This window comes from Herbaspirillum sp. C7C8 (assembly GCF_022627875.1).
In the GTDB taxonomy this organism is placed as follows: Bacteria; Pseudomonadota; Gammaproteobacteria; order Burkholderiales; family Burkholderiaceae_D; genus Herbaspirillum.
In genome coordinates this window covers 1-22,660 of record NZ_JABXGG010000005.1, presented here as the reverse complement: position 1 = coordinate 22,660, position 22,660 = coordinate 1, and the positions used below count along the sequence as shown (strand labels likewise).

Genomic DNA, 22,660 nt, shown 5'->3' with positions numbered 1-22,660 from the left:
CCACGCTGCAGGAGGAGACTCCATCAAGCTTGCAAGGGCGACACATCGGACAGCGACGGTTGGCGGTTCTGTGCTTTTTCGTCGCGCTCCAGATTCGCATACAAAGACCAACCCATTCCCATGACGGTCCAGAAATACCAGTTAAACGCCAGATAGCCCAACATGTTGTCCGACGCTGAAACCACCAGATACTGCACCAGGGCGCAGATGAGGATGCCTCCCGCAAGCCGGTCGCGCTTGTAGTATTTCAAAAGAGCGCGCAAGCATTGGTAGAAAACGGCCAAATACACCAGCACCCCCACCAGACCGACATCGAAGAACAACTGCACATAAACGTTATGAGCACTCCATTCCACGTTACCGGCCATGGGGAAGAAAAGCGGCGCATAGAAGCCGAATGCCTCCACACCATAACCCGTAAGGTATCGACTGACTGACATCCATTTCAGGGCGGAATCCCACAAGAGGACGCGCCAGGCAAATGAGTTCAACTTGGCATAATTGGCCATGCTGTTGCCCGCGTCCAGATCCAGGATGCGTTGCTGAACGCTGGGCACCAACATGGCCAGGCAACATAACACCAGGATATAGACAAGATAGCGCCGCTGAAACATCGCGCCATAGAGGACGAACAACAGGAAGCAGGCCAGCCATGCACTTCGAGTCTGGGTCAACAGCAGCATCAGGAACAACAAGCCAAGGTAACCTGTAAAGCTGATGCGCTGCAGTGTGCTCAGTCTGAAGGTTGCGCTCTTGAGAACGTACAGCGCCAGCGAAATCACCAGGGTCAGGTAGAAGGCGAAGATGTTCGGGTGAGTAAAAGTGCTTTGCACTCGGAAGGTGCTGATGCCGCCGGCGCCTTTGAGCGCGACACTGATCAGGCCGTAGATTACGGGAATGACTGACGAGCCGATGATGATGCGGACCAGAAATTTGAAATCGTCCTGGGTTCGCACCGTGTAGAACGCACACACGAAAACCGCGAAATAGGAGCAGAAGGCAAGCGCCATCTTCAGCCCGAAACCAGGAACAGGCGTCACTACGACGCCGGCCGCCTCAACTGCAATGAGAAGCAGCCAGACCAAGGCGGCCTTGCGCGGCAACAGGCTTGGTCTTTCGATGAAAAACAACAGCGCGATCAAGATGACCAACGCATTGATCGCCCCGCCCAGGCCGGTCGAAGCGCCAGTGGCGCCTACCCGAGTAGCCTCCAAAACGATGTCGCCAGAGGCGCGCAGGAGCAACACCATCAAAAGCAGCAAACGCTTGTTGAAAATGAAAATTCCACCCAGCAGGAACAACACGGGTAAAGCGGCCAGACGAGCATAGCTGTCGCCAAGCAGTCCAGCCACGACGGGCAAGATCATGCCGACCAGTAGCGCTACCAGCACTGCCGCACCGAGGACCAGCATTTGCGATGAATCCAGATTAATTTTTCTCATATCGTTGTCCTCGGCATGCCACCTAACCTTGATGCGTGCAAGCACTTACCCGCCGCGCAATACGCCGTCGCTTCGCAACCCTTCATGCTGGCACCAGCAAACCGGGGCTCTTCACCCGTACCGCTGTCTGCAGATCTTCGAGGAAACGATGTTGCAAGGAGAAAGCATCTGACTGCTTTTCATTTTCCCGTAACAAACTGGAAGCACGTACCAGGATGCCATCCGATACTCGTCCTGCCATGCCGTCCTCGAATATTTTCAGGCGAGCGGCCAACCCACCGCTGGGGAATCCATCGCCTATGCGAACCCAATAGGTGACCGCTTCCCGCCGACTCTGATGGCTGGCGACGAACTGTGAACCATTGACTGCGTACTTGACCTCGGGCATCTGCAGTTCGATGCGCTTCTGATCCTTGAGATTAAAACCTTGAGCAACGTAGCAGACCTCCGGCAAGTGAATCTTTACGTCTTGTGTCTGTTCGCTGGCATAAGCCAGCGCAAGCATTACCATCTGGCCCTGGCTATTTACGTAGGTTCGACCGAGCACGTCGTCATAGGGCTGATCAGAACTACGGTCGGTGCCATCCTCAACATTGACGTTGACCTGAAGGAAAGGTGAAGGTACCTCATGCCAATCTCCGAACCGGGTCGGAATGATTTCGCTGAACTTCCCGCTCTTGACCACATTAACTTCATGCGGAACAAGCAGCTGTACCAAGCCCACTGAAACTACCATCAGCAGCGCGATGAATGCTGCCAAGGGCAGCTTCATGCTGAAGTTGGTGCCATCTTGTACGGAAGATGAGGCCAAGCGCTGCCGAGGCAAAGCTTCGGGCACAGCTACGCCGCGCCATTTGGCATAGCGAACTGCCATCCAGCGCAACAGCCCGTCGAGCGCAATGATCAGCGCGAGTGCGACCATGAACAGCAGCATGCCCGCAAAACCATGCAGGAAGCCCTGCCCGGCAGCATCGCCCAGATAGAAGGTGATGAGTGCGAGCGCCATCACTCTCACGGTATTGGCGGTGAACGAAATCGGAACGATCAGCACTGCCAGTATCAGATTGCGAAACAGCGACTGGTGACGTACCAGATTCATATAGAGCAAACCCAATGCTTCCAGCGTGAACAGGGAATTCAGGCCGGCACAGGCATCAGCTACCAGTAACTGATACGGTCCGATGTAGAGGATCACGCCACTGCGTGCGATCGGATAGCCAAGATGCCGCAAAATCAGTTCGGACGCATAGGACACGCCTATCTTCAAGGGCTGGGTCAAGAGGTCTACTACCGAAGCCGGTAGTGGCACCATAAAGAGCATGAAGAAGAAGGCGAACCAAAGTCGACGACAGGTACGGCGTCCGAATTGAAGCAGCACGATGCCCACCAAGATCGGGATGAGCGATCCCGCTTCCATGAACAGGACCGTCTGCGATCGGCCCAGCACAAAGCACAGCAACCCCATCAACAGGAACAAGCTACCTAAAATGGGCGATGGCTTGCGTTCGATGAGACCATCCTCGCGTAATTGTCTGACGCGCACGAACATGTAGCAGCAGGCAACCACCAGGACGATGGGACCGTGTGCATTGCGCTCGGTGCCCCACACCCCATGAAACAGATCAATGAAGCTGGGAATGTACATCGCTGCCAGGCCTGCGGCCACGACCAGCCAGGGCAAGCCGGAAAAACGCCGCTCAGGCATCGTCGGCCGTATCGTTTCAGCAGTCATGCTCAACTTTCAGAAACCGGTGACCATCAGAATTCGTTGATTACACTGCCCACCACGGCCACATGAGCACTGGTTAGCTTTTCAGTCAGCGTACGCACTGCCGAGATATGAGTCACGTTGGTACGAACGACCACCAGACTGGCGCCGGTACGCGCCGAGATCATGTTGCCATCGGCGTATTGGCTGCCTGAAGGCGTATCCACCAGAATAATGTCGTACTCTTGTGCCAGATCGGCCAACAACTGCGTGAAATTGGGGCGACCAAGCAGTTCCTGCGGGTTGGGCGGCGTCGGGCCAGCTGGTAGAACCGACAGATCCAGCAGATCAGGAACGCGTTGCAGCGCATCTGCTGCCGAGCAGCGAGCAGCGATTACGCCAGAAAGACCATTTCGATTATCCAGTCCGAACAGCTCATGCTGACGGGGGTTGCGCATGTCGGCATCGATCAGCAGAGTGCGTTCCCCCAACTGAGAAAATACGACCGCAAGATTGGAAGCGATGAAGCTACGCCCTTCCCCACTCTCCGGGCTGACAATGGACAAGGACTTGTGTTTTCCATCGACATCGAACCAGCGCACCATCAACTGACTGCGCAACGCTCGCAAGGCTTCAACCTGCTTGCTGAAGGGATTGTAAGCAGCGACGACTTTCTCGCTGACTTTGCTCTCTCCCTTGAGCAAATACGGATAGTCGAACTGCCGCGACAGGGCCTGCTCGATATCGGACTGGGTCAACAATCCCAACTGGATCGCAGCATCACCGAAGCGCAGCCCACGCTCGCGTTGCAAACGGACGATACGCTCTGCGTTCTCGGGAGAGAGCTTGCCGCTGTCAACGAGAATGGCACCGATTGATCGATTCGGCAGCGCCGTACCTTCAGTGAGAGTCAAGGTTGCTGTAGTCATGATATTCCCGGAAATCGTATTTTTATTGGCAAGGTGATAGACAAGGAATCAGACCGGCTTGGTGCGGCTGAACCAGAAGCGGCGGCGCTGACCGGCGAGCGGACGAGTGATGACCCCCAACACCGGCAAGCCCAGTTCATCAACCAGGTCATGCTCGGATCGGACGCGGCGATTGACCATTTCAAGGCCGACGGCAGCCATCACGCCCAAGATCCCGCCAACAAAAATTGCAAGAATGAGATTGACAACGATACGAGGGCTCGACGGCTGGGCAGGTGGTACCGCAGCCGACAACAGCGAAATATCAGACTGGTTGGACTGACCTTCCAGGTTGGTCTGAGCAAAACGCTGCGACGTCAACTCATACGCACGCTGCGCACTATCCAGTTCGCGGCTGAGCACTGCCAGTTCATCCCGGGTACGGTTCATCTCAAGTACCTTGCGCTTCTGGGCTTCAAACTCGGCACGAATCTCAGCTTCTCGCTTGGCCAGAATGGTCGCATTGGTGCCGACCGAAGAAGAAATCGAGGCCGTTGCTGCGCTCAGTTGGGCGCGCAGACCGTCTCGCTCGGCCTTCGCAGCCAAGTAATCCGGATGGTTCACACCGAGGCGCTTGGACACCTGTTCGAAGCGAGCCTCCGATGCCGCCAGATTTGTTTTCAGGGTTTGTACGAGCGGATTCGCGTTGACATCTGGCGACTCCGTGCCGCCGCCGATGGTGGCCTGGCGGCGGCGCGACTGGGCCTCCGACATTGCCGCCTGAGCCATCACCAATTGCGTAGAAAGGTCATTGAGACGATTGGTCTCGACATCGGTGCGATTGTCGATATTGGTGATGCCGTGCTCTTCCTGATACTTCGACAGCTTTACTTGTGCCTGCTCGTAGGCATCACGCAAAACTTTGACCTGGTCATTGAAATAGGAGGATGCCTTGCGTGTCGGATCCAGCTTGAGCTGCATGCTCACGCGCTGATATGAGGTAGCGAACGCATTGGCGACCAAGGCAGCAAATTGGGGGTCGGTCGCCTTGAAAGTGATGTCGATCACACTGCTTTCTTTGGAGGCCACAGCATCCATTTTCTTTAGAAGCAGACCGGCCAGCCAGTTGCGTATATCCAGATCCCCATGGTCGTCCTCGGCATAAGCATCCTTGACTTCCTGCTGATCAACCAGCTTCAGACTATCCACCACGCCCAGCGCAACGGAGGGACTGTTGATGATAGCCACCTGGGTCGGCATGAAACCAGGCAGGGCTTGTGGCGCCACCACCAAGCCTGTCACAGGATCTGATGCCTTGTAATTGAGCACTACCGAGGAGGTAGCCTTGTACTGCTTGGGAAGCACAAGGCTTACTGCCAGCGCCACCACGACCGTGATCGAAAGAATGAGCAGGATCACCTTGCGATGTGCCTGAAGAATCAGAATAAATTGAGATAGGTTCATGGGACTACGCCTCCTGGTTGGCGTCATCAATTGCTAAACGGATAAACACGTGGTGCGGTACGGTCTGAGCAACGATCTCAGAACCAGCTTTCCTTGACGTACACAATGTCGTCAGCCTGCAGCAGGTCATCCTTCTTGACAGGAATCTCTTGCAAGTTACCGTCCGGATCGCGCCGCTTGACCATGAGGCCTCGCTCCGTGCCACGCTGCGTCAGACCACCGCCCACAGACAGTGCTTGCAGGACGGTAGTCCCGCGCTCCAGCTTGTACATGCCAGGACGCTGCACTTCGCCATAGATATAAAAGCGTAAAGCACGTTCGACGTAGACGACATCATTGGCCCTGACCTCCGGCAATGCAGTGGTGTCACCGTTGTGAGTGATCGTGTAGATGTCGACCAACTGCTTGGTCACCTTGTTGCCGTCGTTATGCACGATCGTCAGCGTGTCACCACCGTCAGGCGTGACTCCCCCCGCCAGCGCAATGACATCGGCCACGTTGCGCTTGCCGTCCAGCGAATAGCGACCTGGCTTGTTGACCTGCCCCAGTACCGACACCATCTGGCTTTGCGGCACGGTCACGAGAATATTGACCTGAGGATTGACCAGGTAGCCCCCCTTCTTGAGCAAACCAGCAATCTTGCTTTCAGCCTGCGCCGTTGATAATCCGCCGATCTTGACCTCGCCGACCAGCGGATAACTGATCACGCCTGCTTCACTGATGCGGGTTTCCAGTGTCAGGTCTTCGCTGCCATAGACCTTGACGCGGATCACGTCACCAGCACCCAGAAGAATATCGTCAGCCTGGGCAAACAGGCTCCAGCTCGCAAGCATGAGGCCGACCAACAGGAACACCACTTTTCTCGTCATTGTCATTACTCCGCAGTACATCAGGTTCTTGATTCAGGCATACGCGCCCGGATGTTGATCAAAATTTCCTTACTTGAAACCCGCTACCCCGCGGGAAATCGCATCATTCTTCACGCCATCCTTATCTGTAGTGGCGGTACCGGTGGCTGCAGCAGGCACCACGCTCAGATCCTTGAACGATTTGGCCTGTTCCGAATACTCGACCTTGGCGTCCTTTCTGAGTCGCTCGACCAGTTGCTCCGAAGCCTGGTTTTGTCTCTGCGCGACCAGATATTGCTGAATCTGCGGTGTTGCCACCGCCAGCGAGAGCGGCGCACTCTTGACGTCCTGCAGCGAGGTAAGAATCGCGGTCTGCCCCTCGATCACTACAAACAAGGTGCCTCGCTCCATGGTCTTGAGGCTGGCATTCATCTGTGGCGGCAGATCAGCCGACGTTTTGACGACTTGCTGCCTTGCATACTGAATATGGTGTGAATCCAGCCAGGACGCGATGTCCTCAAGCCGCTTGCCAGGCTGATCCATCAAACGGTTCAACTCGGGCGTCAGGTTGGAACCAGCAATGATCAACTGCGCAAACTCGTATTGCTTGCGCTGGGCAAACCAGTCCGGATTCTTGCGATACAGATCCTCCACATCCTGATCCAGCGGCCGAGTGGGCGCCTTCACCTTGCTCGCCACATAGCTCTGCGCCAGTACCAGGTTACGTGCTCGCTCCATATCGGCCAGCACTGCCGGATCGGTATCCAGCTTGTCCTTTTTGGCAGCATTGACCAGCAATTGTCGTGCCACCAGGCCCTCGAGCAACTGCTTGGTGACTTGGCTGCCACCTGTCTTCGCCAGTTCGTTGTTGACCTGGTGAATGGTAATTTCCTGCCCGTCCACATTGGCCACCACCTGGCTGGAGGAGGCCGACTTCTTCTCGCCACACGCCACCAGCGTCAGCAGCAGCATGGCCGATACGAGCGCCTTTGTTGCCATTGGATGATGCCGCCGAACTGCTTCCTTCCCGATTTTCATTTGTGCAAGCTTTCTTTTTCTGTGTCCCTTGTTGCCAGCGGCAATGGCTGGTTCGCGTGGTCTTTACCCTGGAGCAGGGCAGAACCGTCAGTAAGCGTTGTCGCGCTTGATCACCATGCGCACGGTCTGGAAGATGATCCACAGATCAAAGACCAGCGACCAGCGGCGCAGATATTCCAGGTCGAATTCGATACGGGCTTTCATCTTGTCGAGGGTCTCGGTCTCGCCACGCAGACCATTGACCTGCGCCCAACCAGTAATGCCCGGCTTGACCTTGTGGCGCAGCATGTAACCCTTGATCTGCTTGCGATAGAGCTCGTTGTGAGCCACCGCGTGCGGACGCGGGCCGACGATGCTCATGCGTCCCTGCAGCACATTGAAGAACTGTGGCAATTCATCCAGGGAACTGGATCGCAGGAAACCACCGATCTTGGTCAGCCGCATATCGCCCTTGGTAGCCTGAGTGACCTTGCCACCGTCTTCCATGACAGTCATCGAGCGAAATTTGTAGACCACGATCTCTTCGCCATCCAGACCGTAGCGGCGCTGCTTGAAGATGATCGGACCAGGAGAGGTCAGCTTGACGCAGATGGCAATGACCATCATCACCGGCAGCAACATCAGGAGGATGCAGGACGCCAGAATCAGGTCACTGACGCGCTTGACGACATTGTTGGTCCCGGTAAAGGGCGTCTCGCAGATGGCCATCACGGCCATGCCGCCAACGTAATCAAAGCGAGCCTGGATCAGATTGAAGATGTAGATGTCCGGGATGAAGTAGATCGAGGCAGTGGTGTCCTGCAACTCGTCGATCATCTGCAGCACGCGAGGCTGCGCGGAGATCGGCATGCTGATGTAGACCATGTTGATGTTGTTCTCACGCACGTAGGCCGCCACTTCCGACATCTTGCCGTGCAAGGGCGTGTAGGTGCCAGGCGGTTGACGATTGAGCTCGCGGTCATCGAAGAACCCCATCAGCTTGATCATCAGGGAGGGATACTTCTCCATGCGATCGGCCAGTTTCAATGCGGCCGGGTTGACACCGATGATGATGGCCTTGCGCACTTCACCCTTGGTATGCAGGTCACGCATTACCCGTGATTGCAGGTGCTGCGAAATCATCAGGCCTAGCGGCGTCGTGACGACCCAGAAGAAGATGGCACGCAACGCCAGATGCTGATAGAACTCGCAGATGTAGGCCACCAGCACCAAGACGGCAGCTACTGCCACCCAATCCATGACTGGTGCAAATACCGAAGGACCTTTGGGATTGCGGCGCAGACGCCGCTGGTGCAGTTCCGTAAAGAAATAGGACGAAAGGAAAAACGCCATGATGGCGAGTACCCAGTAATCACCATTGAAGGGATGTCCGTTCACCCGCACCAACACCCATAGATAGGCGACAATCAACGCCGGCTCGACGAAGCGCTTGAACACCATCGTCATGGTATGGGGCTTGACGTTGACCAACGGCAGGCCATCATGCAGGTCACTCATTTTTGGGGCCTCAGAACTCATAGCGCGAAGTCAGGGAGATGCCGTTGGAAAGGTAACTGAAGCTAGTGATATTGGACTGTAGATTTTCGCGGTATACCGCGAGCACCAGCGACAGCGAATTCGTGGGGGAGTAGGTCAGACTTACGCTGGCTTTCTCATAATTGTCGCGACGGTTCGAGGGCGTAACGCCTGTAACGATAGAGGCCCCGTTGTAGTTGCGGCGCTCATAATCCACCAAGCCATCCACGCGCAGCTTGGCGCTGGGCAAATAGACGGCCGCCAAACTGGCGCCAGTAGTCAGCGAAAAGTTCGCATCAATATCACTGACGCCGCCGATCTCCCGCCACAAGTTGGCCTTGAAACCGGTCTTCGCCGTCGGGGCCCAGTCCGCAATCAGGCGCGCATTAAAACCGCGATAGCCGCTGCCGCTTGCGGCAGAATTCCGTTCGCGCTGGGTGAGTCCACCCAGGAATTGCAGCTTGGTTTTTTCACTGTAGAGCCAGACAATCTTTGCCTTGTAATCTTCCTGAGTGAAGGAATTGTTCAAAGACGTGGAACCGATCAGCGTATCGAAAGGGTAATGCCCAGTCGTTCTGCGCACCTGCACCCCAGCGATGCTTCCGGTGCGTGCCGTGTAATCCACACCGAGCTCAGCGACGTTTTGAGTAAAGTTGTTGACTTGCTGAGCAGGGAGCCCATACGACAACCCAAACTTCGACAGGATGCCTCTGACGGTCCAATCTGGATGCAGTTGCCACGCAGCACTCGCATACTTTGTATCCATGATTCGGATGTTGGGCTCAAATACTCGGAGGTTTTGAAACGGCGTCAACGATCGCGAATAGACATAGCCCACGTTGCCGGAGAAGCGCTCTCCTGCCACCCAAGCCCAGTCAGTCTTCAAATCTCGCGCATCGTTGTCGAACTGTTTGAAAAAATCAAACGTATTCTTGGTCACACTGGCATCAAGCGTGATGCGTTGACGACTGATCATGCGATCAATACGAACGCCACCCACCTTGCTTTGCACGTTATCGGACAAACGCGATGTACCCAACGTCGCCTGCGCAGCTTCCGGACTACTCAGCCGCAACAAATTATCGTCATGCAAATACGAATACTGCACATACGGAACAACCACCTGACCGGGGTCTGCCGCGTATGCAAGAGGGCAAGCTGCCGACACCATCAGAGCGCACATTCGCACCCGGGCCTTGCGCTTGCTGCTATTGCGAAACTGCCGTGGCATCACGAATCAGAGCCCTTTCTTTTTTAGTTTTACTTTTGAAACAATGGCAATGTTTGGCGTCTGTATTGCTGCACCGCAACACACGAAAATTTACTAGTAATCATGCAGCATTTTTGAAATTTAGGCAAAAAAATATGTACAACATTGCCACCCAGAAAAGAATGCGACAAGGATACGCGCCCCTGAATTCGCGGCAATCAGACAAGCGAGCATGGCCTTGTAGGACAAACGGCAAATTTGTAATTTGGCAACAAAATCGCAAAATCACATATACTATTTATATCGCGTTGCAACAAAAACTGAACGTTTATCTTGCGACAAGAGTCACAGCGCTTTCTCCCCGCCTCCCGAGCCGCTAATATGGCCTGCCGGGATCTCTTGCGCCCCTCTCTCCTCTTTCATCTGATTCAATGAACTGGCACACCCTCACCTTCCTCGGCGACAGCACCATGACCATTCCGGGTGCCTGCATCCTGACACTCTGGCTGGGGGTCAACCGCATGTGGCGTCAGATGTTCGCCTGGCTGCTCGCTTTCGGCACCGCGATGATGATCGTGGTCATCAGCAAGCTGCTTTTCATGGGCTGGGATATCAGCTTGCCGATGCTCAACTTCACCGGCTTGAGCGGCCATACCGCCTCTTCCAGCGCTCTTTATCTGTCGATTGCCCTGCTGCTCACCCAGGACACCACTGGCCTGCGTCGCGCCCTGGTACTGACACTGACCGCGCTCCTGGTCACCTCGGTGGGACTGTCACGTCTGATGATCAAGGTCCACTCCGAATCCGAAGTCCTGCTTGGCCTGCTGGTCGGCGCCGGCGCAGCCTGGGCCTTTGGCCTGTCACTACGGCAGTCGGCGCCACCCTTGCGTCATCTGCTGTTGCCCTTGGGCCTGGCGGCGGCCCTGATGATGACCGGCTTCAACAAGCCGGCGCCGACCCAGAGCTTCCTGCAGGAACTGGCCAAGCAGCTCTCCGGCCGCGCCGAGGTCTACATGCGCCATGAGGCGCTCTGATTCCCTTTCCCGCTTCCATGAAAAATGCCGTTCAGCGGCGCTGAACGGCATTCTCGGTCACGCCCGCGCGAGCGCTCCCTGGCTCAAGCGGCCAGCATGGCCGGCGCAGCAAGGCGACGACGGCGCAACGCGGCTACTCCCACCACCACGATCAGGCCGGCCACCATCAATAGATACTCTTCTGGCTCGGGCACGGGAGCCACGGCAGAGAGGTTGCCGGTGAAGGACTGCAGGTGCAGTTCGCCATTCTGGGTGAGGCTGTTGACGAAGACGCCGCCTTCGATGTTCTGGTTGTTGGTCAGGCTGGCGTGGGTCGCGAGAATGGAGCCGCCAAACTGGTTGTTGATGGTCAGGCTGGTCGCGTTGTAGAAGTTCCAGAGGATGGAGCTGCCCAGCGACTGTGCCTGTCCGCCCAGGAAGTTGGCACCGATGACCGCAGAACTGACGCTGGAATTGATGATGATGGTGCTGGCACCGTTGGCGGCAAAAGAAAACTCGCCCGCCGAAAACACCGAGGCGCTGGTGGTGTTATCCAGATTGAATACCGCTACCCCGCTGCTGTTGGCCACAGCCGTGAAGGTGGCCTTGTTGCCGGTGATCGACACCGTGCTGTTGGCGACGGCACTCTTGAGCGTATTGGACAAGGTACCGAGCGTGCTGCCGAAATTGGTCGACGTCGCGGCATCCGCGTTGGTCTGCATCAGCGTGCTGGGCGTGGAGGGGCGGCCACCGTTGAAGTTGGTCCCGCTGGTGCTGCCCGTCACATAGGCCGATCCATTGAGATTGCTGTTGCTCACCGCACCGACGATATAGCTCGATCCGCTGTTGACGGTCGAATTGGTGAAGGAGCCACCGATATAGGAACCCAGTCCGTTCACATGCACGTTGCTCGCACTGCCCATCACGGTCAGGCCGGCATAGCTCGAGGCCGGCGTACTGCCGACATGCTGCACGTAATCCCCGCCCGTGAGCGATCCTCCGATCCAGGCCCGACCATCCACGTGGGAGTTGGAGCTGGCGTCGCCCAGCACCACCAGATTGAACTGCTGCAGCGCCTCGGCACCGGTGAGCGACACCGTCGCCGCCTGAGCGGCAGCGCTGACACCGAGCGACAGGAAAGGCAGGACCGCAAAACCAGCCAGGACCGACTTCGAAAGACGTGACATGGAAAGTTACCCCTATAACGGATGCCGCCTGTACGTCGGGTCAGGGGGCAGCAGTGAATTGATGGCGCCAACAGACGCAAATCGACACAAATTGTTGTAAAGTTTTTATTAATTTTATGCTAACAGTTGTCGATTGATCAAGTAAAAATCTCGTCAATTCACGAACGTCATTTTTTTGCCACATTGATAATAATCAAGCTTCTGCCCACGCGCGTTGCGATCACGGCAGTCGCCTGGACATGTAGCGTGCATCCCCGCCATAGCTCGCCAGGCTGTCCTGCCCGTGCAGCAGCGCCTGAGTGTCCTCGACAAATCCGGCCGACTGCCAATAGGTGCTGGAGGCATGCACCGCGACCAGGGTAGCCCTGGGCAATCCTGCCCGTCTGCACAGTTGCTGCAATTGTTCCACCAGCGCACGCCCCAAGCCCGAGCCGCGCGCAGAGGGCAGCAGCGCAACGTCGTGCAGATGCAGACAATCAGCGGCCGGATCCAGGGCTTGCAACAGGGTGTTGAGCGCGGGAGGAACGCCATGACGGCCAGGGTGCATGAAGGCATAGCCGATGACTTCCTCGCCCTCGCCCGCCAGGGCGCTACGCACGGCAATCAGACAGCCGGGCGCAAACAGGGCCAGCCGTTCCGCAAAAACTTCTTCTGCTTCGAAGTAGCCGACGTGAACATCGGCGGCAATCGCCATCACGCGAGGCAGATCAGTCGCGCGCATGGGGCGCCATTGGTAATGACTCATGGAGTTCTCCTTGCCGATGGGACTCTGAAATGAAAACGCCACACGGCGACCCATGAGGGCCAGCGTGTGGCGCGTAGATAATGAAACAGCGGGATCGATGCCAGACTGGCAGCCTTGGTGAGCCCGGTGAGATCCAGCGACCCCGGCCCGGCAACTATCCGTGCATGTCGATCAGGCGGTCGCCCCCGGCTTCAGGGTTTCCAGTACCGCCTGCAACTCCGCACGCAGTGCATCGATGGCCGCCTCATCCAGGCTGATGAGGGGACTCTGCGGCTCCTGCGGTTGTTCAGCTTCATGCGTGCCATCGAGCTTGTTGCGGGCACCGCTGATGGTGAAACCCTGCTCATACAGCAGCTCGCGGATGCGGCGGATCAGCAGGACTTCGTGGTGCTGGTAATAGCGCCGGTTACCGCGTCGCTTGACCGGTTTGAGCTGGGTGAATTCCTGCTCCCAGTAGCGCAGCACATGCGGCTTCACGCCACACAGTTCACTGACCTCACCGATGGTGAAATAACGCTTGGCCGGGATGGGCGGCAAGACGATGGCCGCCGGTTTGTTGACACGATCGTTCATAAATTAGACGGACATTTCAACGGGGCTGCCGCTGGAGAGTTCCACCATTTCCTTCAATTTCTGGCTGGCATGGAAGGTCACGACGCGCCGCGCGGTGATCGGGATCTCCTCGCCAGTCTTGGGATTGCGACCAGGCCGTTGCGGCTTGTCGCGCAGCTGGAAGTTACCGAAGCCGGACAGCTTGACGGCCTCGCCACGTTCGAGCGCGTTGCGAATCTCGTCGAAGAAGGTTTCTACCATGTCCTTGGCTTCGCGCTTGTTCAGACCGACCTGCTCGAACAAAAGTTCGGCCAGCTCGGCCTTGGTCAGCGTCGGCAGGTTCTTGTCGGCCTGCGAACGTGCCTGGGATTCCAGTACGGCACGATGCAGGTCGGCGTCCAGCACGGATTGAAATTCGTTCGAATTCACGTTGTTCATGGCGATGAATGACTGGGCCTCAACCGATTCCGGTCTGTAATTATTTTCGCTCTCGGACATCACATCAGGCACGCAGTCTGGCGCCGAGCTTGGCGCTCGCAGCGGCCACCAGTGCATTCACCGCAAGGTCAACCTTGTCATCCTGAAGGGTGTTTTGAGTATCTTGCAAGGTGCAGCGGAACGCAAGGCTTTTTTCGTCCGCTTCCAATCCCTTGCCTTGATATTCATCAAATAAAACAAGGGCTTGCAAGATGGTGCAGTCCGGATTGGCCTGCTTTTCAGCCGCGAAAACGTCCAGCAATTGCTGGGCGCCGACCGACTGCTTCACCACCAGCGCGATATCACGGCTGACTGCCGGGAACTTGGAGATTTCCATGTAGGACGGCAGGTCACGCTGCTGCAATGCCTCGGCGTCCACCTCGAAGACCACGGGAGCCAGCGGCAGGTCGTACTTCTGCTGCCACTTGGGATGCAGTTCACCAATCACGCCGACGATCTTCTCGCCCAGCAGTACGTGCGCAGTGCGTCCCGGATGCAGGGCCGGATGTTCGGCCTTGACAAAACGCAGCGCCCGCGGGGCGAACAGGGCTTCCAGATCGGCCTTGACGTCGAAGTAATCGACATTGCGGGTGGTCTGGCCCCACTGTTCTTCGGCCACCGGGCCGTAGGCCAGCGCGGCGATGCGCTTGGGTTGTTCGAAACCGGCCACGGCCAGCGGGCCATCGGCGATGGCAGCGTTCTTGCTGAACACGGCACCCACCTCGAAGACGCGAATGCGCGCCGCCTTGCGGTTGACGTTGTAGCGGGCATTGGCCACCAGGCCGGCGATCAGCGAGGAGCGCATCACGCTCATCTGGCTGGCGATGGGGTTCAACAGCTTGATGGGATCGGCATTGCCAGCGAAGTCGGCTTCCCAGGCGCTCTCCACGAAGCTGAAGTTGACCACTTCCTGGTAGTCCTGATCAGCCAGCAGGCGGCGGATGGCGAACAGCGAACGAGTGTTCTCGGGCGCGATGCGCATGGCATTGGCGGCCACCGGGGGCAGCGCCGGGATGTTTTCGAAACCGTAGACGCGCGCAACTTCCTCGATCAGGTCTTCCTCGATCTCGATGTCGAAGCGATAAGACGGAGGGGTCACCGAGAACAGGCCAGGCTGATAGTCGAAGGACAGGCCGAGACGCTTGAAGATGTCCGACACCATCTCGTCGGTGATCTCCACACCAATCACCTTGGCTGCACGGGCTGTGCGCAGCGAGACCGGTTCGCGCTTGGGCAGGTTGACGATCTGGTCGTCCACGGGACCGACACGGGTCTCGGGCGTGCCGCAGATTTCCAGCAGCAGCGCGGTGATGCGTTCGATGTGATCGACCACGGTGGCGAAGTCCACACCACGTTCGAAACGATGCGCGGCATCGGTCGAGAAGTTGTAGCGGCGCGCACGCCCCTGGATCGCCTGCGGGAACCAGAAAGCGGCTTCCAGGTAGATGTTGGTGGTCTCCAGCGAGACTGCAGTCGCGTCACCGCCCATGATGCCGGCCAGCGATTCGATTTCCTTGTCGTCGGAGATCACGCCGACCCATTCATCGACTTCCACGGTATTGCCGTTGAGGAGCTTCAGCGATTCACCCTTGCGGCCCCAGCGCACGTCGAGGCCACCATGGATCTTGTCGAGGTCGAACACGTGCGAGGGACGGCCCAGCTCCAGCATCACGTAATTGGAGATGTCCACCAAGGCCGAGATCGAGCGCTGGCCGCTGCGCTCCAGGCGCTGCTTCATCCATTGCGGGGTGGCGGCCTTGGCGTTAAGGCCACGGATGACGCGGCCGGCAAAACGGCCGCACAGCTCGGGCGCGGAAATGCGTACCGGCAGTTTCTCGTCCAGATTGACGACAGCGGTCTGATAGGCCGGCGCCTTCAGGGGTGTACCGGTCAGTGCCGAGACTTCACGCGCCACGCCCAGCACCGACAGGCAATCCGCCTTGTTGGGGGTGAGCTTGATGGTGAACTTCAGGTCATTCAATTGCAGGTAGTCGCGGAAATTCTGGCCTACCGGTGCATCATCGGGCAGTTCCAGCAGGCCGCCGTGATCTTCCGACAGCTTCAGTTCGCGTGCCGAGCACAGCATGCCCTGCGATTCCACACCGCGCAGCTTGCCGACCTTGATCTCGAAAGGCTTGCCATCGGCCCCCGGCGGCAGCACCGCACCGACCATGGCGCAAGGCACCTTCAGGCCCGCGCGCACATTGGGCGCGCCGCAGACGATGTTGAGGATGGTGCCGGTATGAACATTCACGCGGCAGACGTTCAGGCGGTCCGCATCCGGATGCTTGGTCACTTCCAGCACCTCACCCACGACCACGTTGGTGAAGGGAGGCGCGACCGGTTCGACTTCCTCGACTTCCAGGCCGGACATGGTCAGCAGGTGCGACAGTTCATCCGAGGTCATGGTCGGATTGACCATGGTACGCAGCCAGTTTTCAGAGAATTGCATGATTCAGACTTTCAGCTATCGGCGATGAGCCAGAGGCGCGCCGCGACGGCGCGGCGCCCCGCGTGATCGAATTAATTGAATTGCTTCAGGAAGCGCAGGTCGCCTTCGTAGAACAGGCGCAGGTCATTGATGCCATAGCGCAGCATGGTCAGGCGCTCCAGGCCCGAGCCGAAGGCGAAACCGATGTACTGCTCGGGGTCCAGCCCCATGTTGCGCACCACGGTCGGATGCACCTGGCCGGCGCCGGAGACTTCCAGCCAGCGGCCCTTGAGCGGACCGCTACCGAAGGCGATATCGATCTCGGCCGAAGGTTCGGTGAAGGGGAAATACGAGGGACGGAAGCGCACCTGCAGATCGTCGGTCTCGAAGAAGGCCTTGACGAAGTTGAGGTACACGCCCTTCAGGTCGGCGAAGCTGATGTCCTCGGCGATCCACAGGCCTTCGACCTGATGGAACATCGGCGAGTGGGTGGCATCGCTGTCGACGCGATAGGTGCGGCCCGGGGCGATGACCTTGATGGGCGGCTTGTTCATGCGGGCGTAGCGCACCTGCATCGGACTGGTGTGGGTACGCAGCAGCAGGGGCTTGCCCTGGGTGTCGTTGCCTTCGATGTAGAAGGTGTCCTGCATGGAGCGCGCCGGGTGGTTCTCGGGGCTGTTCAATGCAGTGAAATTGGTCCAGTCGGTCTCGATCTCGGGACCGTCGGCGACATCAAAGCCGATGGAGCGGAAGATTTCCTCGACGCGCTGCCACGAGCGCATCACGGGATGGATGCCGCCCACGCCACGGCCACGGCCCGGCAAGGTGACATCGATGGCTTCCGCATTCAGGCGCGCCTGCATCTGGGCGTGGGCCAAAGCATCGCGACGGGCGGTCAGCGCGGTTTCGATCTGTTCCTTGGCGACGTTGATGATCGCCCCTTGTACCTTGCGCTCTTCCGGCGCCAGCTTGCCCAGTCCCTTCATCTGCTCGGTGATCTGACCGGTCTTGCCGAGGTACTTGGCCTTGGCGTTTTCCAGTGCGGCGGCGTCGGGCGCGGCGGCGAAATCAGCCTGCGCCTGCGTGACCAGTTGGCCCAGGAGTTGGTCTAGGGGATTCATGCGGTAAGTCTCGCTCCAATCGAAAATCCGACGACGAAGTCGAAAAGAAGGGATTCACGGAAGGTGAACCAAAAAAATCCACGAAACCGTGGATCAAAAACATACGGGGCATCGGTGTATCACCTCTGCCCCGCAGGATTTTGCAGCGCCGGCTGCTCGTCTGACTTGCGTCCGATGTTGCGGCCGGCTACCGCAAACACGCTGTCGATTTAGGCGGCAGCGATGTTGGCCTTCACCTGGTTGACGATGGCAGCGAAAGCAGCCTTGTCGGTGACAGCCATATCGGCCAGGACCTTACGATCCAGTTCGATCGCAGCCTTCTTCAGGCCGTTCATGAACACGCTGTAGGTCACGCCGTGCGAACGCGCAGCGGCGTTGATACGGGCGATCCACAGGGCGCGGAACACGCGCTTCTTGTTACGACGGTCACGGTACGCGTACTGGCCAGCGCGCATGACTGCTTGCTTGGCAATACGGTAGACGTTTTTACGACGGCCGCGGTAACCCTTGGCGAGTGCGAGGACTTTCTTGTGGCGGGCACGTGCTGTTACCCCACGTTTGACTCTAGGCATAGTAGCTCCTTAGTGTATGGTGAGGTTAAGCGAACGGCAGCATCGCGCGAACGGAATTCAGGTTCGTCTCATGGACGCCCTCGGTACCGCGCAGTTGACGCTTGTTCTTGGTGGTCTTCTTGGTCAGGATGTGACGCTTGAAGGCTTGACCGCGCTTGACGGTACCGCCCGGGCGGACGCGAAAACGCTTCTTCGCGCTGCTCTTCGATTTCATCTTAGGCATAGCAACTCTGTCCTTTCGGACAGCTCCATTTTTTGATGATTGCAGGTGGCAGCACGCTCGCTGCTCTTGGATGCCTGCTCTCACTTATTTGACAGCGGGTGAACCCGCTGCTTTTGCCTGGCACAGTCGCCTGCACCCGGCAAATCCTTTGTCGGCCCTACGCTGCCGCAATGACTGCGGCATGGACGACACCGAGGAGATGTCGTCCCGATACGGCTAACTGCTTGAAACCAGGAAAACCGAAAAAGATATAAACGATTTATTTCTTTTTCTTGGGCGCCAGCACCATGATCATCTGGCGACCTTCCATCTTGGGAAACTGCTCGACCTGGCCATACGGCTCCAGATCAGCCTTCAGGCGCTCCAGCACGCGCATGCCGATTTCCTGGTGAGCCATTTCACGACCGCGGAAACGCAACGTGATCTTGGTCTTGTCACCCTCTTCCAGGAACTTGGTCAGGTTACGCAGCTTGATGTTGTAATCGCCATCATCGGTACCCGGGCGGAACTTGACTTCCTTGACCTGGATGACCTTCTGCTTGAGCTTGGCCTCGTGCGCCTTCTTCTGCTCCTGGTACTTGAACTTGCCGTAGTCCATCAGACGGCAAACCGGAGGCTGCGCAGTGGGCGCAATTTCGACCAGGTCCACTTCCGCTTCTTCGGAAAGACGAAGGGCTTCAGCCAGGCTGACGATGCCCAGAGGCTCGTTTTCAACACCCGAAAGGCGCACTTCTGGCGCAGTGATCTCGCGGTTGAGGCGATGCGACTTGTCAGTAGCTATTGCAGTTTCCTTTTAAAATCCAATGAATTAAGCCGTGCTCTTGCGCTGGGAGGAAGCCTTAGGCTTCCCCGTCTCAGGCTTTGGCAGCCACCTCATCCTTGAGGCGTTCCACCAAGGTGTCGATGGACATGACGCCCAGATCGACATTGCCCCGCGCACGCACGGCCACAGTGTTGGCATCCCGTTCTTTATCGCCGACAACCAGGATATAGGGCGGCTTCTGAATGGAATGCTGCCGTATTTTATAGGTAATCTTCTCGTTGCGCAAATCGGTCTCGACCCTAAACCCTTGTTTTTTCAGCGTTTGTGCAACGTTCTGCACATAATCCGCCTGTGCGTCGGAAATATTCAGGATGACAACTTGCGTTGGCGCCAACCAAAGCGGCATCGCGCCGGCGTGGTTTTCGATCAGGATGGCGATGAAGCGCTCCAGCGAGCCGACGATGGCCCGGTGCAACATCACGGGCACCTTGCGGTTGTTGTCTTCCGTGACATATTCCGCGCCCAGGCGCGCCGGCATGGAGAAGTCCACCTGCATGGTGCCGCACTGCCAGGAACGGCCGATGGAATCCTTCAGGTGGTATTCGATCTTCGGGCCATAGAAGGCGCCCTCGCCCGGCAGCTCTTCCCATTCCGAACCGGAGGCGCGGATGGCTTCGCGCAGGGCATTCTCGGCCTTGTCCCAGACTTCCTCGGCACCGATGCGTTTTTCCGGACGCAGGGCCAGCTTCACGGCCACGTCCTTGAAGCCGAAGCAGTCATAGACTTCACGCACCACGCGGTTGAAGGCGGCGACTTCTTCCTGGATCTGGTCTTCGGTACAGAAGATGTGGCCATCATCCTGGGTAAAGCCGCGCACGCGCATCATTCCGTGCAGCGCACCGGAGGGCTCGTTGCGGTGGCACTGGCCGAATTCGCCGTAGCGCAGCGGCAGGTCGCGGTAGCTGTGCAGGCCGGAATTGAAGATCTGGATGTGGCCGGGGCAGTTCATGGGCTTCAACGCATAGGCGCGGCTTTCCGATTCGGTCGTGAACATGTTTTCACGATAGTTTTCCCAGTGGCCGGTCTTTTCCCACAGCGAGCGATCCAGGATCTGCGGCGCCTTCACTTCCTGATAACCGTTGTCCTGATAGACGCGGCGCATGTACTGCTCCACTTGCTGCCAGATGGTCCAGCCCTTGGGATGCCAGAAGATCAGACCCGGCGCCTCGTCCTGGAAGTGGAACAAGTCCAGGGCGCGACCCAGCTTGCGGTGGTCACGCTTTTCGGCCTCTTCCAGCATGTGCAGGTAGGCTTCCTGGTCTTCCTTCCTGGCCCAGGCAGTGCCGTAGACACGCTGCAGCATCTCGTTGTTGGAATCGCCACGCCAGTAGGCGCCAGCCAGCTTCATCAGCTTGAACACCTTCAGCTTGCCGGTCGAGGGCACGTGCGGGCCACGGCAGAGGTCGGTGAAGTTTCCTTCAGTGTAGAGCGAGACGTCCTCGTTCTGCGGAATGGAGGCGATGATCTCGGCCTTGTAGTCTTCGCCGATGGACTTGAAGTACGCCACGGCCTCATCACGCGGCAGCACCTTGCGGGTGACCGGCTCATCCTTCTTGGCCAGCTCGGCCATCTTCTTCTCGATGGCTTGCAGGTCTTCGGGGGTGAAGGGGCGCTTGTACGAGAAGTCGTAATAAAAACCGTTGTCGATGACCGGACCGATGGTGACCTGGGCTTCGGGGAACAACTCTTTGACCGCGTAGGCCAGCAAGTGGGCGGTGGAGTGGCGAATCACTTCCAGGCCGTCCGGATCCTTGTCGGTGATGATGGCGAGGTCAGCATCCTTGTCGATCAGGTAGGAAGTATCGACCAGCTTGCCATCGACGCGGCCAGCCAGTGCGGCCTTGGCCAGGCCGGTGCCGATGTTGGCGGCAACCTGCGCCACGGTGACCGGGTTGTCGAACTGGCGTTGCGAACCATCGGGAAGACGAACTGAAACCATTGTGCACTCCATGTCGGCAGCCTTGCTGCCTTGCCTGTTGAGGGTAATGTCGAAAAGACGGACGAAAAAAAACGCGGACCAGCCGCGCTTTTTCAAAGGACGAAAAAGAACCCGACTAGCGTCGCGTGAAAACCTCGGTGGTAGTTCGCGGTGTCATAACCGGTTTGCCTTTCTCGCTCTTACAGATGAGGGGTATGCAGTCTCGGGATCGCTGCCAGCAAGGACAGACCAGACCGAAGGCCCGCATTATAGCAAACTTTGCCCGAACATCGGCAGGCGCCCCGTACAGCATCATCCTGCATCCCGGACCACGCGGCGCTGTCAGGCCAACGTGCCAGGCGCAAACAGCGATGATCAGCAAGCTTTTTCACTTCGAGCAACATCGAGATGAAGTCCAACGCCAAAAACCGAAACGGCATCCGGGCATGCCGCAGCCAAGCTCAAGCAAGCGGACTCGCCCGCTCCTCAGGCATTTGCCATCGAGGCACGCCGTGCCAGGATCTTCTCGATCTTTTCCTTCAGGGTAGCGGCCGTAAAGGGCTTGACGATATAGCCATCAGCACCCGACTGCGCGGCCACGACGATGTTTTCCTTCTTGGCCTCGGCCGTGATCATCAACACCGGCAGATGCGCCAGCGAGGGCGTGGCGCGGATCTTCTTGAGCAGGGTCAAGCCATCCATACCCGGCATGTTCCAGTCGGTCAGCACGAAGGTCACCGGCAAGGCGCCCGCCTCCAGGATTTTCAGTGCCGAAGAGCCATCATCGGCTTCCACCATCTTGGTGTACTCAAGCTCCTTCAGCAGGCCACTGACAATGCGACGCATCGTCGAAAAGTCGTCAACCACGAGGAAATACTGATCATCTGCTGCCATAGGAAAATTCGCTGAACCGTAAAAATGAGGATTGGAGATGTTGCTGCCGAAAAAATTCGACGCAAGTGTAAAGCATTTTGAGATGCTTCCGCGAAACATCTGCCCCATTGCTTCAGTCAGGGCGCATTTTTGCGGCGGCATTTGACCCGCAGCAACGCCATGGGGCGGCGGCAAGAGCGACGGAAGGAACGGGAAGAAATGAAACAATGAAAAAGCCGGCGCAGAAAAACAAAAAGGAAGCCGCCAATGCGCTTCCTTTTGTGAATTTCTGCGGTTTGCTTCACCCAACCCTCTTGCTCCATGAGGAAGCAAACGAATTGGTAGGCACGATTGGACTCGAACCAACGACCCCTACCATGTCAAGGTAGTGCTCTAACCAGCTGAGCTACGCGCCTATCGAAGATTACAGAACTTGATAAAACAAAAAAGGAAGCCGAGAACGCGCCTCCTTTTCTTTGCTTCGCCCAACCCCACCATCCCTAACGGAACCGGAAGAATTGGTAGGCACGATTGGACTCGAACCAACGACCCCTACCATGTCAAGGTAGTGCTCTAACCAGCTGAGCTACGC

The 22,660-nt window shown here is 57.6% G+C and carries 20 protein-coding genes and 1 tRNA gene; 1 reads left to right on the top strand and 20 read right to left on the bottom strand.

All coding sequences use genetic code 11. From position 1 onward, the window contains the following. Positions 1–23: 23 nt before the first annotated feature. The 8 genes from HWE01_RS08005 to epsL form a co-directional block, all read right to left on the bottom strand. Positions 24–1,442: an O-antigen ligase family protein gene (locus HWE01_RS08005; protein ID WP_241821502.1), complete on the bottom strand. Its 1,419-nt coding sequence runs from the start codon at positions 1,440–1,442 to the stop codon at positions 24–26. 82 nt (positions 1,443–1,524) lie between these two features. Beyond that, complete coding sequence (gene xrtB, locus HWE01_RS08000; protein ID WP_241821501.1) at positions 1,525–3,174, bottom strand: exosortase B; 1,650 nt, start codon at positions 3,172–3,174, stop codon at positions 1,525–1,527. A gap of 26 nt (positions 3,175–3,200) precedes the next feature. Continuing rightward, the gene (gene epsG, locus HWE01_RS07995) at positions 3,201–4,079 is read right to left on the bottom strand and encodes a chain length determinant protein tyrosine kinase EpsG (protein ID WP_241821500.1); all 879 of its coding nucleotides are present in this window, start codon (positions 4,077–4,079) and stop codon (positions 3,201–3,203) included. A gap of 48 nt (positions 4,080–4,127) precedes the next feature. Beyond that, on the bottom strand, positions 4,128–5,522 hold the full coding sequence (epsF, locus tag HWE01_RS07990; protein ID WP_241821499.1) for a chain length determinant protein EpsF: 1,395 nt from the start codon (positions 5,520–5,522) through the stop codon (positions 4,128–4,130). Positions 5,523–5,599: 77 nt separating this feature from the next. After that, the gene (gene epsE, locus HWE01_RS07985; RefSeq protein ID WP_241821498.1) at positions 5,600–6,391 is read right to left on the bottom strand and encodes a polysaccharide export protein EpsE; all 792 of its coding nucleotides are present in this window, start codon (positions 6,389–6,391) and stop codon (positions 5,600–5,602) included. 69 nt (positions 6,392–6,460) lie between these two features. Beyond that, positions 6,461–7,408 (bottom strand): EpsD family peptidyl-prolyl cis-trans isomerase, encoded by a 948-nt coding sequence (locus HWE01_RS07980; RefSeq protein ID WP_241821497.1) that lies wholly within the window; start codon positions 7,406–7,408, stop codon positions 6,461–6,463. Positions 7,409–7,495: 87 nt separating this feature from the next. Further along, entirely contained in the window at positions 7,496–8,905 is a 1,410-nt protein-coding gene (locus HWE01_RS07975) for an undecaprenyl-phosphate glucose phosphotransferase (RefSeq protein WP_241821496.1), read from the bottom strand. Positions 8,906–8,915: 10 nt separating this feature from the next. Continuing rightward, complete coding sequence (epsL, locus tag HWE01_RS07970; RefSeq protein WP_241821495.1) at positions 8,916–10,154, bottom strand: XrtB/PEP-CTERM-associated polysaccharide biosynthesis outer membrane protein EpsL; 1,239 nt, start codon at positions 10,152–10,154, stop codon at positions 8,916–8,918. A 410-nt stretch (positions 10,155–10,564) separates the two neighbouring features. Between epsL and HWE01_RS07965 the strand changes: the two genes are divergently transcribed. After that, positions 10,565–11,167 carry a phosphatase PAP2 family protein gene (locus HWE01_RS07965; RefSeq protein ID WP_241821494.1) on the top strand — a complete coding sequence of 201 codons (603 nt, stop codon included), beginning with the start codon at positions 10,565–10,567 and terminating at the stop codon, positions 11,165–11,167. An 83-nt stretch (positions 11,168–11,250) separates the two neighbouring features. On the opposite strand, the gene HWE01_RS07960 is transcribed toward HWE01_RS07965, so the two are convergent. The 12 genes from HWE01_RS07960 to HWE01_RS07905 form a co-directional block, all read right to left on the bottom strand. Beyond that, complete coding sequence (locus tag HWE01_RS07960; RefSeq protein ID WP_008328042.1) at positions 11,251–12,333, bottom strand: choice-of-anchor A family protein; 1,083 nt, start codon at positions 12,331–12,333, stop codon at positions 11,251–11,253. A 220-nt stretch (positions 12,334–12,553) separates the two neighbouring features. Next, the gene (locus tag HWE01_RS07955; protein WP_241821493.1) at positions 12,554–13,078 is read right to left on the bottom strand and encodes a GNAT family N-acetyltransferase; all 525 of its coding nucleotides are present in this window, start codon (positions 13,076–13,078) and stop codon (positions 12,554–12,556) included. Positions 13,079–13,249: 171 nt separating this feature from the next. Then, complete coding sequence (locus tag HWE01_RS07950) at positions 13,250–13,651, bottom strand: MerR family transcriptional regulator (protein ID WP_241821492.1); 402 nt, start codon at positions 13,649–13,651, stop codon at positions 13,250–13,252. Between the two features lie 3 nt (positions 13,652–13,654). Then, positions 13,655–14,068, bottom strand: coding sequence for an integration host factor subunit alpha (locus tag HWE01_RS07945; RefSeq protein WP_026051953.1), 414 nt, complete (start codon positions 14,066–14,068; stop codon positions 13,655–13,657). Positions 14,069–14,132: 64 nt separating this feature from the next. Further along, on the bottom strand, positions 14,133–16,559 hold the full coding sequence (gene pheT / locus HWE01_RS07940) for a phenylalanine--tRNA ligase subunit beta (RefSeq protein ID WP_241821491.1): 2,427 nt from the start codon (positions 16,557–16,559) through the stop codon (positions 14,133–14,135). Positions 16,560–16,630: 71 nt separating this feature from the next. Continuing rightward, positions 16,631–17,659, bottom strand: a complete 1,029-nt coding sequence (pheS, locus tag HWE01_RS07935) for a phenylalanine--tRNA ligase subunit alpha (protein WP_008328031.1) — start codon at positions 17,657–17,659, stop codon at positions 16,631–16,633. 209 nt (positions 17,660–17,868) lie between these two features. Then, positions 17,869–18,231 carry a 50S ribosomal protein L20 gene (rplT, locus tag HWE01_RS07930; protein WP_006712690.1) on the bottom strand — a complete coding sequence of 121 codons (363 nt, stop codon included), beginning with the start codon at positions 18,229–18,231 and terminating at the stop codon, positions 17,869–17,871. A gap of 25 nt (positions 18,232–18,256) precedes the next feature. Continuing rightward, positions 18,257–18,454: a 50S ribosomal protein L35 gene (gene rpmI / locus HWE01_RS07925; RefSeq protein ID WP_006712688.1), complete on the bottom strand. Its 198-nt coding sequence runs from the start codon at positions 18,452–18,454 to the stop codon at positions 18,257–18,259. 259 nt (positions 18,455–18,713) lie between these two features. Beyond that, positions 18,714–19,235: a translation initiation factor IF-3 gene (gene infC / locus HWE01_RS07920; RefSeq protein WP_075258054.1), complete on the bottom strand. Its 522-nt coding sequence runs from the start codon at positions 19,233–19,235 to the stop codon at positions 18,714–18,716. 73 nt (positions 19,236–19,308) lie between these two features. Continuing rightward, positions 19,309–21,216: a threonine--tRNA ligase gene (gene thrS / locus HWE01_RS07915; protein WP_241821490.1), complete on the bottom strand. Its 1,908-nt coding sequence runs from the start codon at positions 21,214–21,216 to the stop codon at positions 19,309–19,311. A 465-nt stretch (positions 21,217–21,681) separates the two neighbouring features. After that, positions 21,682–22,089 (bottom strand): response regulator, encoded by a 408-nt coding sequence (locus HWE01_RS07910; RefSeq protein WP_008328027.1) that lies wholly within the window; start codon positions 22,087–22,089, stop codon positions 21,682–21,684. A gap of 318 nt (positions 22,090–22,407) precedes the next feature. After that, a tRNA-Val gene (locus tag HWE01_RS07905) sits at positions 22,408–22,484 on the bottom strand. Positions 22,485–22,660: the final 176 nt, after the last annotated feature.

What these genes read in the sequence shown, in the direction of transcription:
- HWE01_RS08005 (WP_241821502.1), bottom strand. Translation starts at nt 1,442, where the DNA reads ATGAGAAAAATTAATCTGGATTCATCGCAAATGCTGGTCCTCGGTGCG.
- HWE01_RS07980 (WP_241821497.1), bottom strand. Translation starts at nt 7,408, where the DNA reads ATGAAAATCGGGAAGGAAGCAGTTCGGCGGCATCATCCAATGGCAACA.
- epsL (WP_241821495.1), bottom strand. Translation starts at nt 10,154, where the DNA reads ATGCCACGGCAGTTTCGCAATAGCAGCAAGCGCAAGGCCCGGGTGCGA.
- rplT (WP_006712690.1), bottom strand. Translation starts at nt 18,231, where the DNA reads ATGCCTAGAGTCAAACGTGGGGTAACAGCACGTGCCCGCCACAAGAAA.
- epsE (WP_241821498.1), bottom strand. Translation starts at nt 6,391, where the DNA reads ATGACGAGAAAAGTGGTGTTCCTGTTGGTCGGCCTCATGCTTGCGAGC.
- HWE01_RS07910 (WP_008328027.1), bottom strand. Translation starts at nt 22,089, where the DNA reads ATGGCAGCAGATGATCAGTATTTCCTCGTGGTTGACGACTTTTCGACG.
- epsF (WP_241821499.1), bottom strand. Translation starts at nt 5,522, where the DNA reads ATGAACCTATCTCAATTTATTCTGATTCTTCAGGCACATCGCAAGGTG.
- thrS (WP_241821490.1), bottom strand. Translation starts at nt 21,216, where the DNA reads ATGGTTTCAGTTCGTCTTCCCGATGGTTCGCAACGCCAGTTCGACAAC.
- HWE01_RS07960 (WP_008328042.1), bottom strand. Translation starts at nt 12,333, where the DNA reads ATGTCACGTCTTTCGAAGTCGGTCCTGGCTGGTTTTGCGGTCCTGCCT.
- HWE01_RS07945 (WP_026051953.1), bottom strand. Translation starts at nt 14,068, where the DNA reads ATGAACAACGTGAATTCGAACGAATTTCAATCCGTGCTGGACGCCGAC.
- HWE01_RS07950 (WP_241821492.1), bottom strand. Translation starts at nt 13,651, where the DNA reads ATGAACGATCGTGTCAACAAACCGGCGGCCATCGTCTTGCCGCCCATC.
- HWE01_RS07955 (WP_241821493.1), bottom strand. Translation starts at nt 13,078, where the DNA reads ATGAGTCATTACCAATGGCGCCCCATGCGCGCGACTGATCTGCCTCGC.
- HWE01_RS07975 (WP_241821496.1), bottom strand. Translation starts at nt 8,905, where the DNA reads ATGAGTGACCTGCATGATGGCCTGCCGTTGGTCAACGTCAAGCCCCAT.
- epsG (WP_241821500.1), bottom strand. Translation starts at nt 4,079, where the DNA reads ATGACTACAGCAACCTTGACTCTCACTGAAGGTACGGCGCTGCCGAAT.
- HWE01_RS07965 (WP_241821494.1), top strand. Translation starts at nt 10,565, where the DNA reads ATGAACTGGCACACCCTCACCTTCCTCGGCGACAGCACCATGACCATT.
- pheT (WP_241821491.1), bottom strand. Translation starts at nt 16,559, where the DNA reads ATGCAATTCTCTGAAAACTGGCTGCGTACCATGGTCAATCCGACCATG.
- rpmI (WP_006712688.1), bottom strand. Translation starts at nt 18,454, where the DNA reads ATGCCTAAGATGAAATCGAAGAGCAGCGCGAAGAAGCGTTTTCGCGTC.
- xrtB (WP_241821501.1), bottom strand. Translation starts at nt 3,174, where the DNA reads ATGACTGCTGAAACGATACGGCCGACGATGCCTGAGCGGCGTTTTTCC.
- pheS (WP_008328031.1), bottom strand. Translation starts at nt 17,659, where the DNA reads ATGAATCCCCTAGACCAACTCCTGGGCCAACTGGTCACGCAGGCGCAG.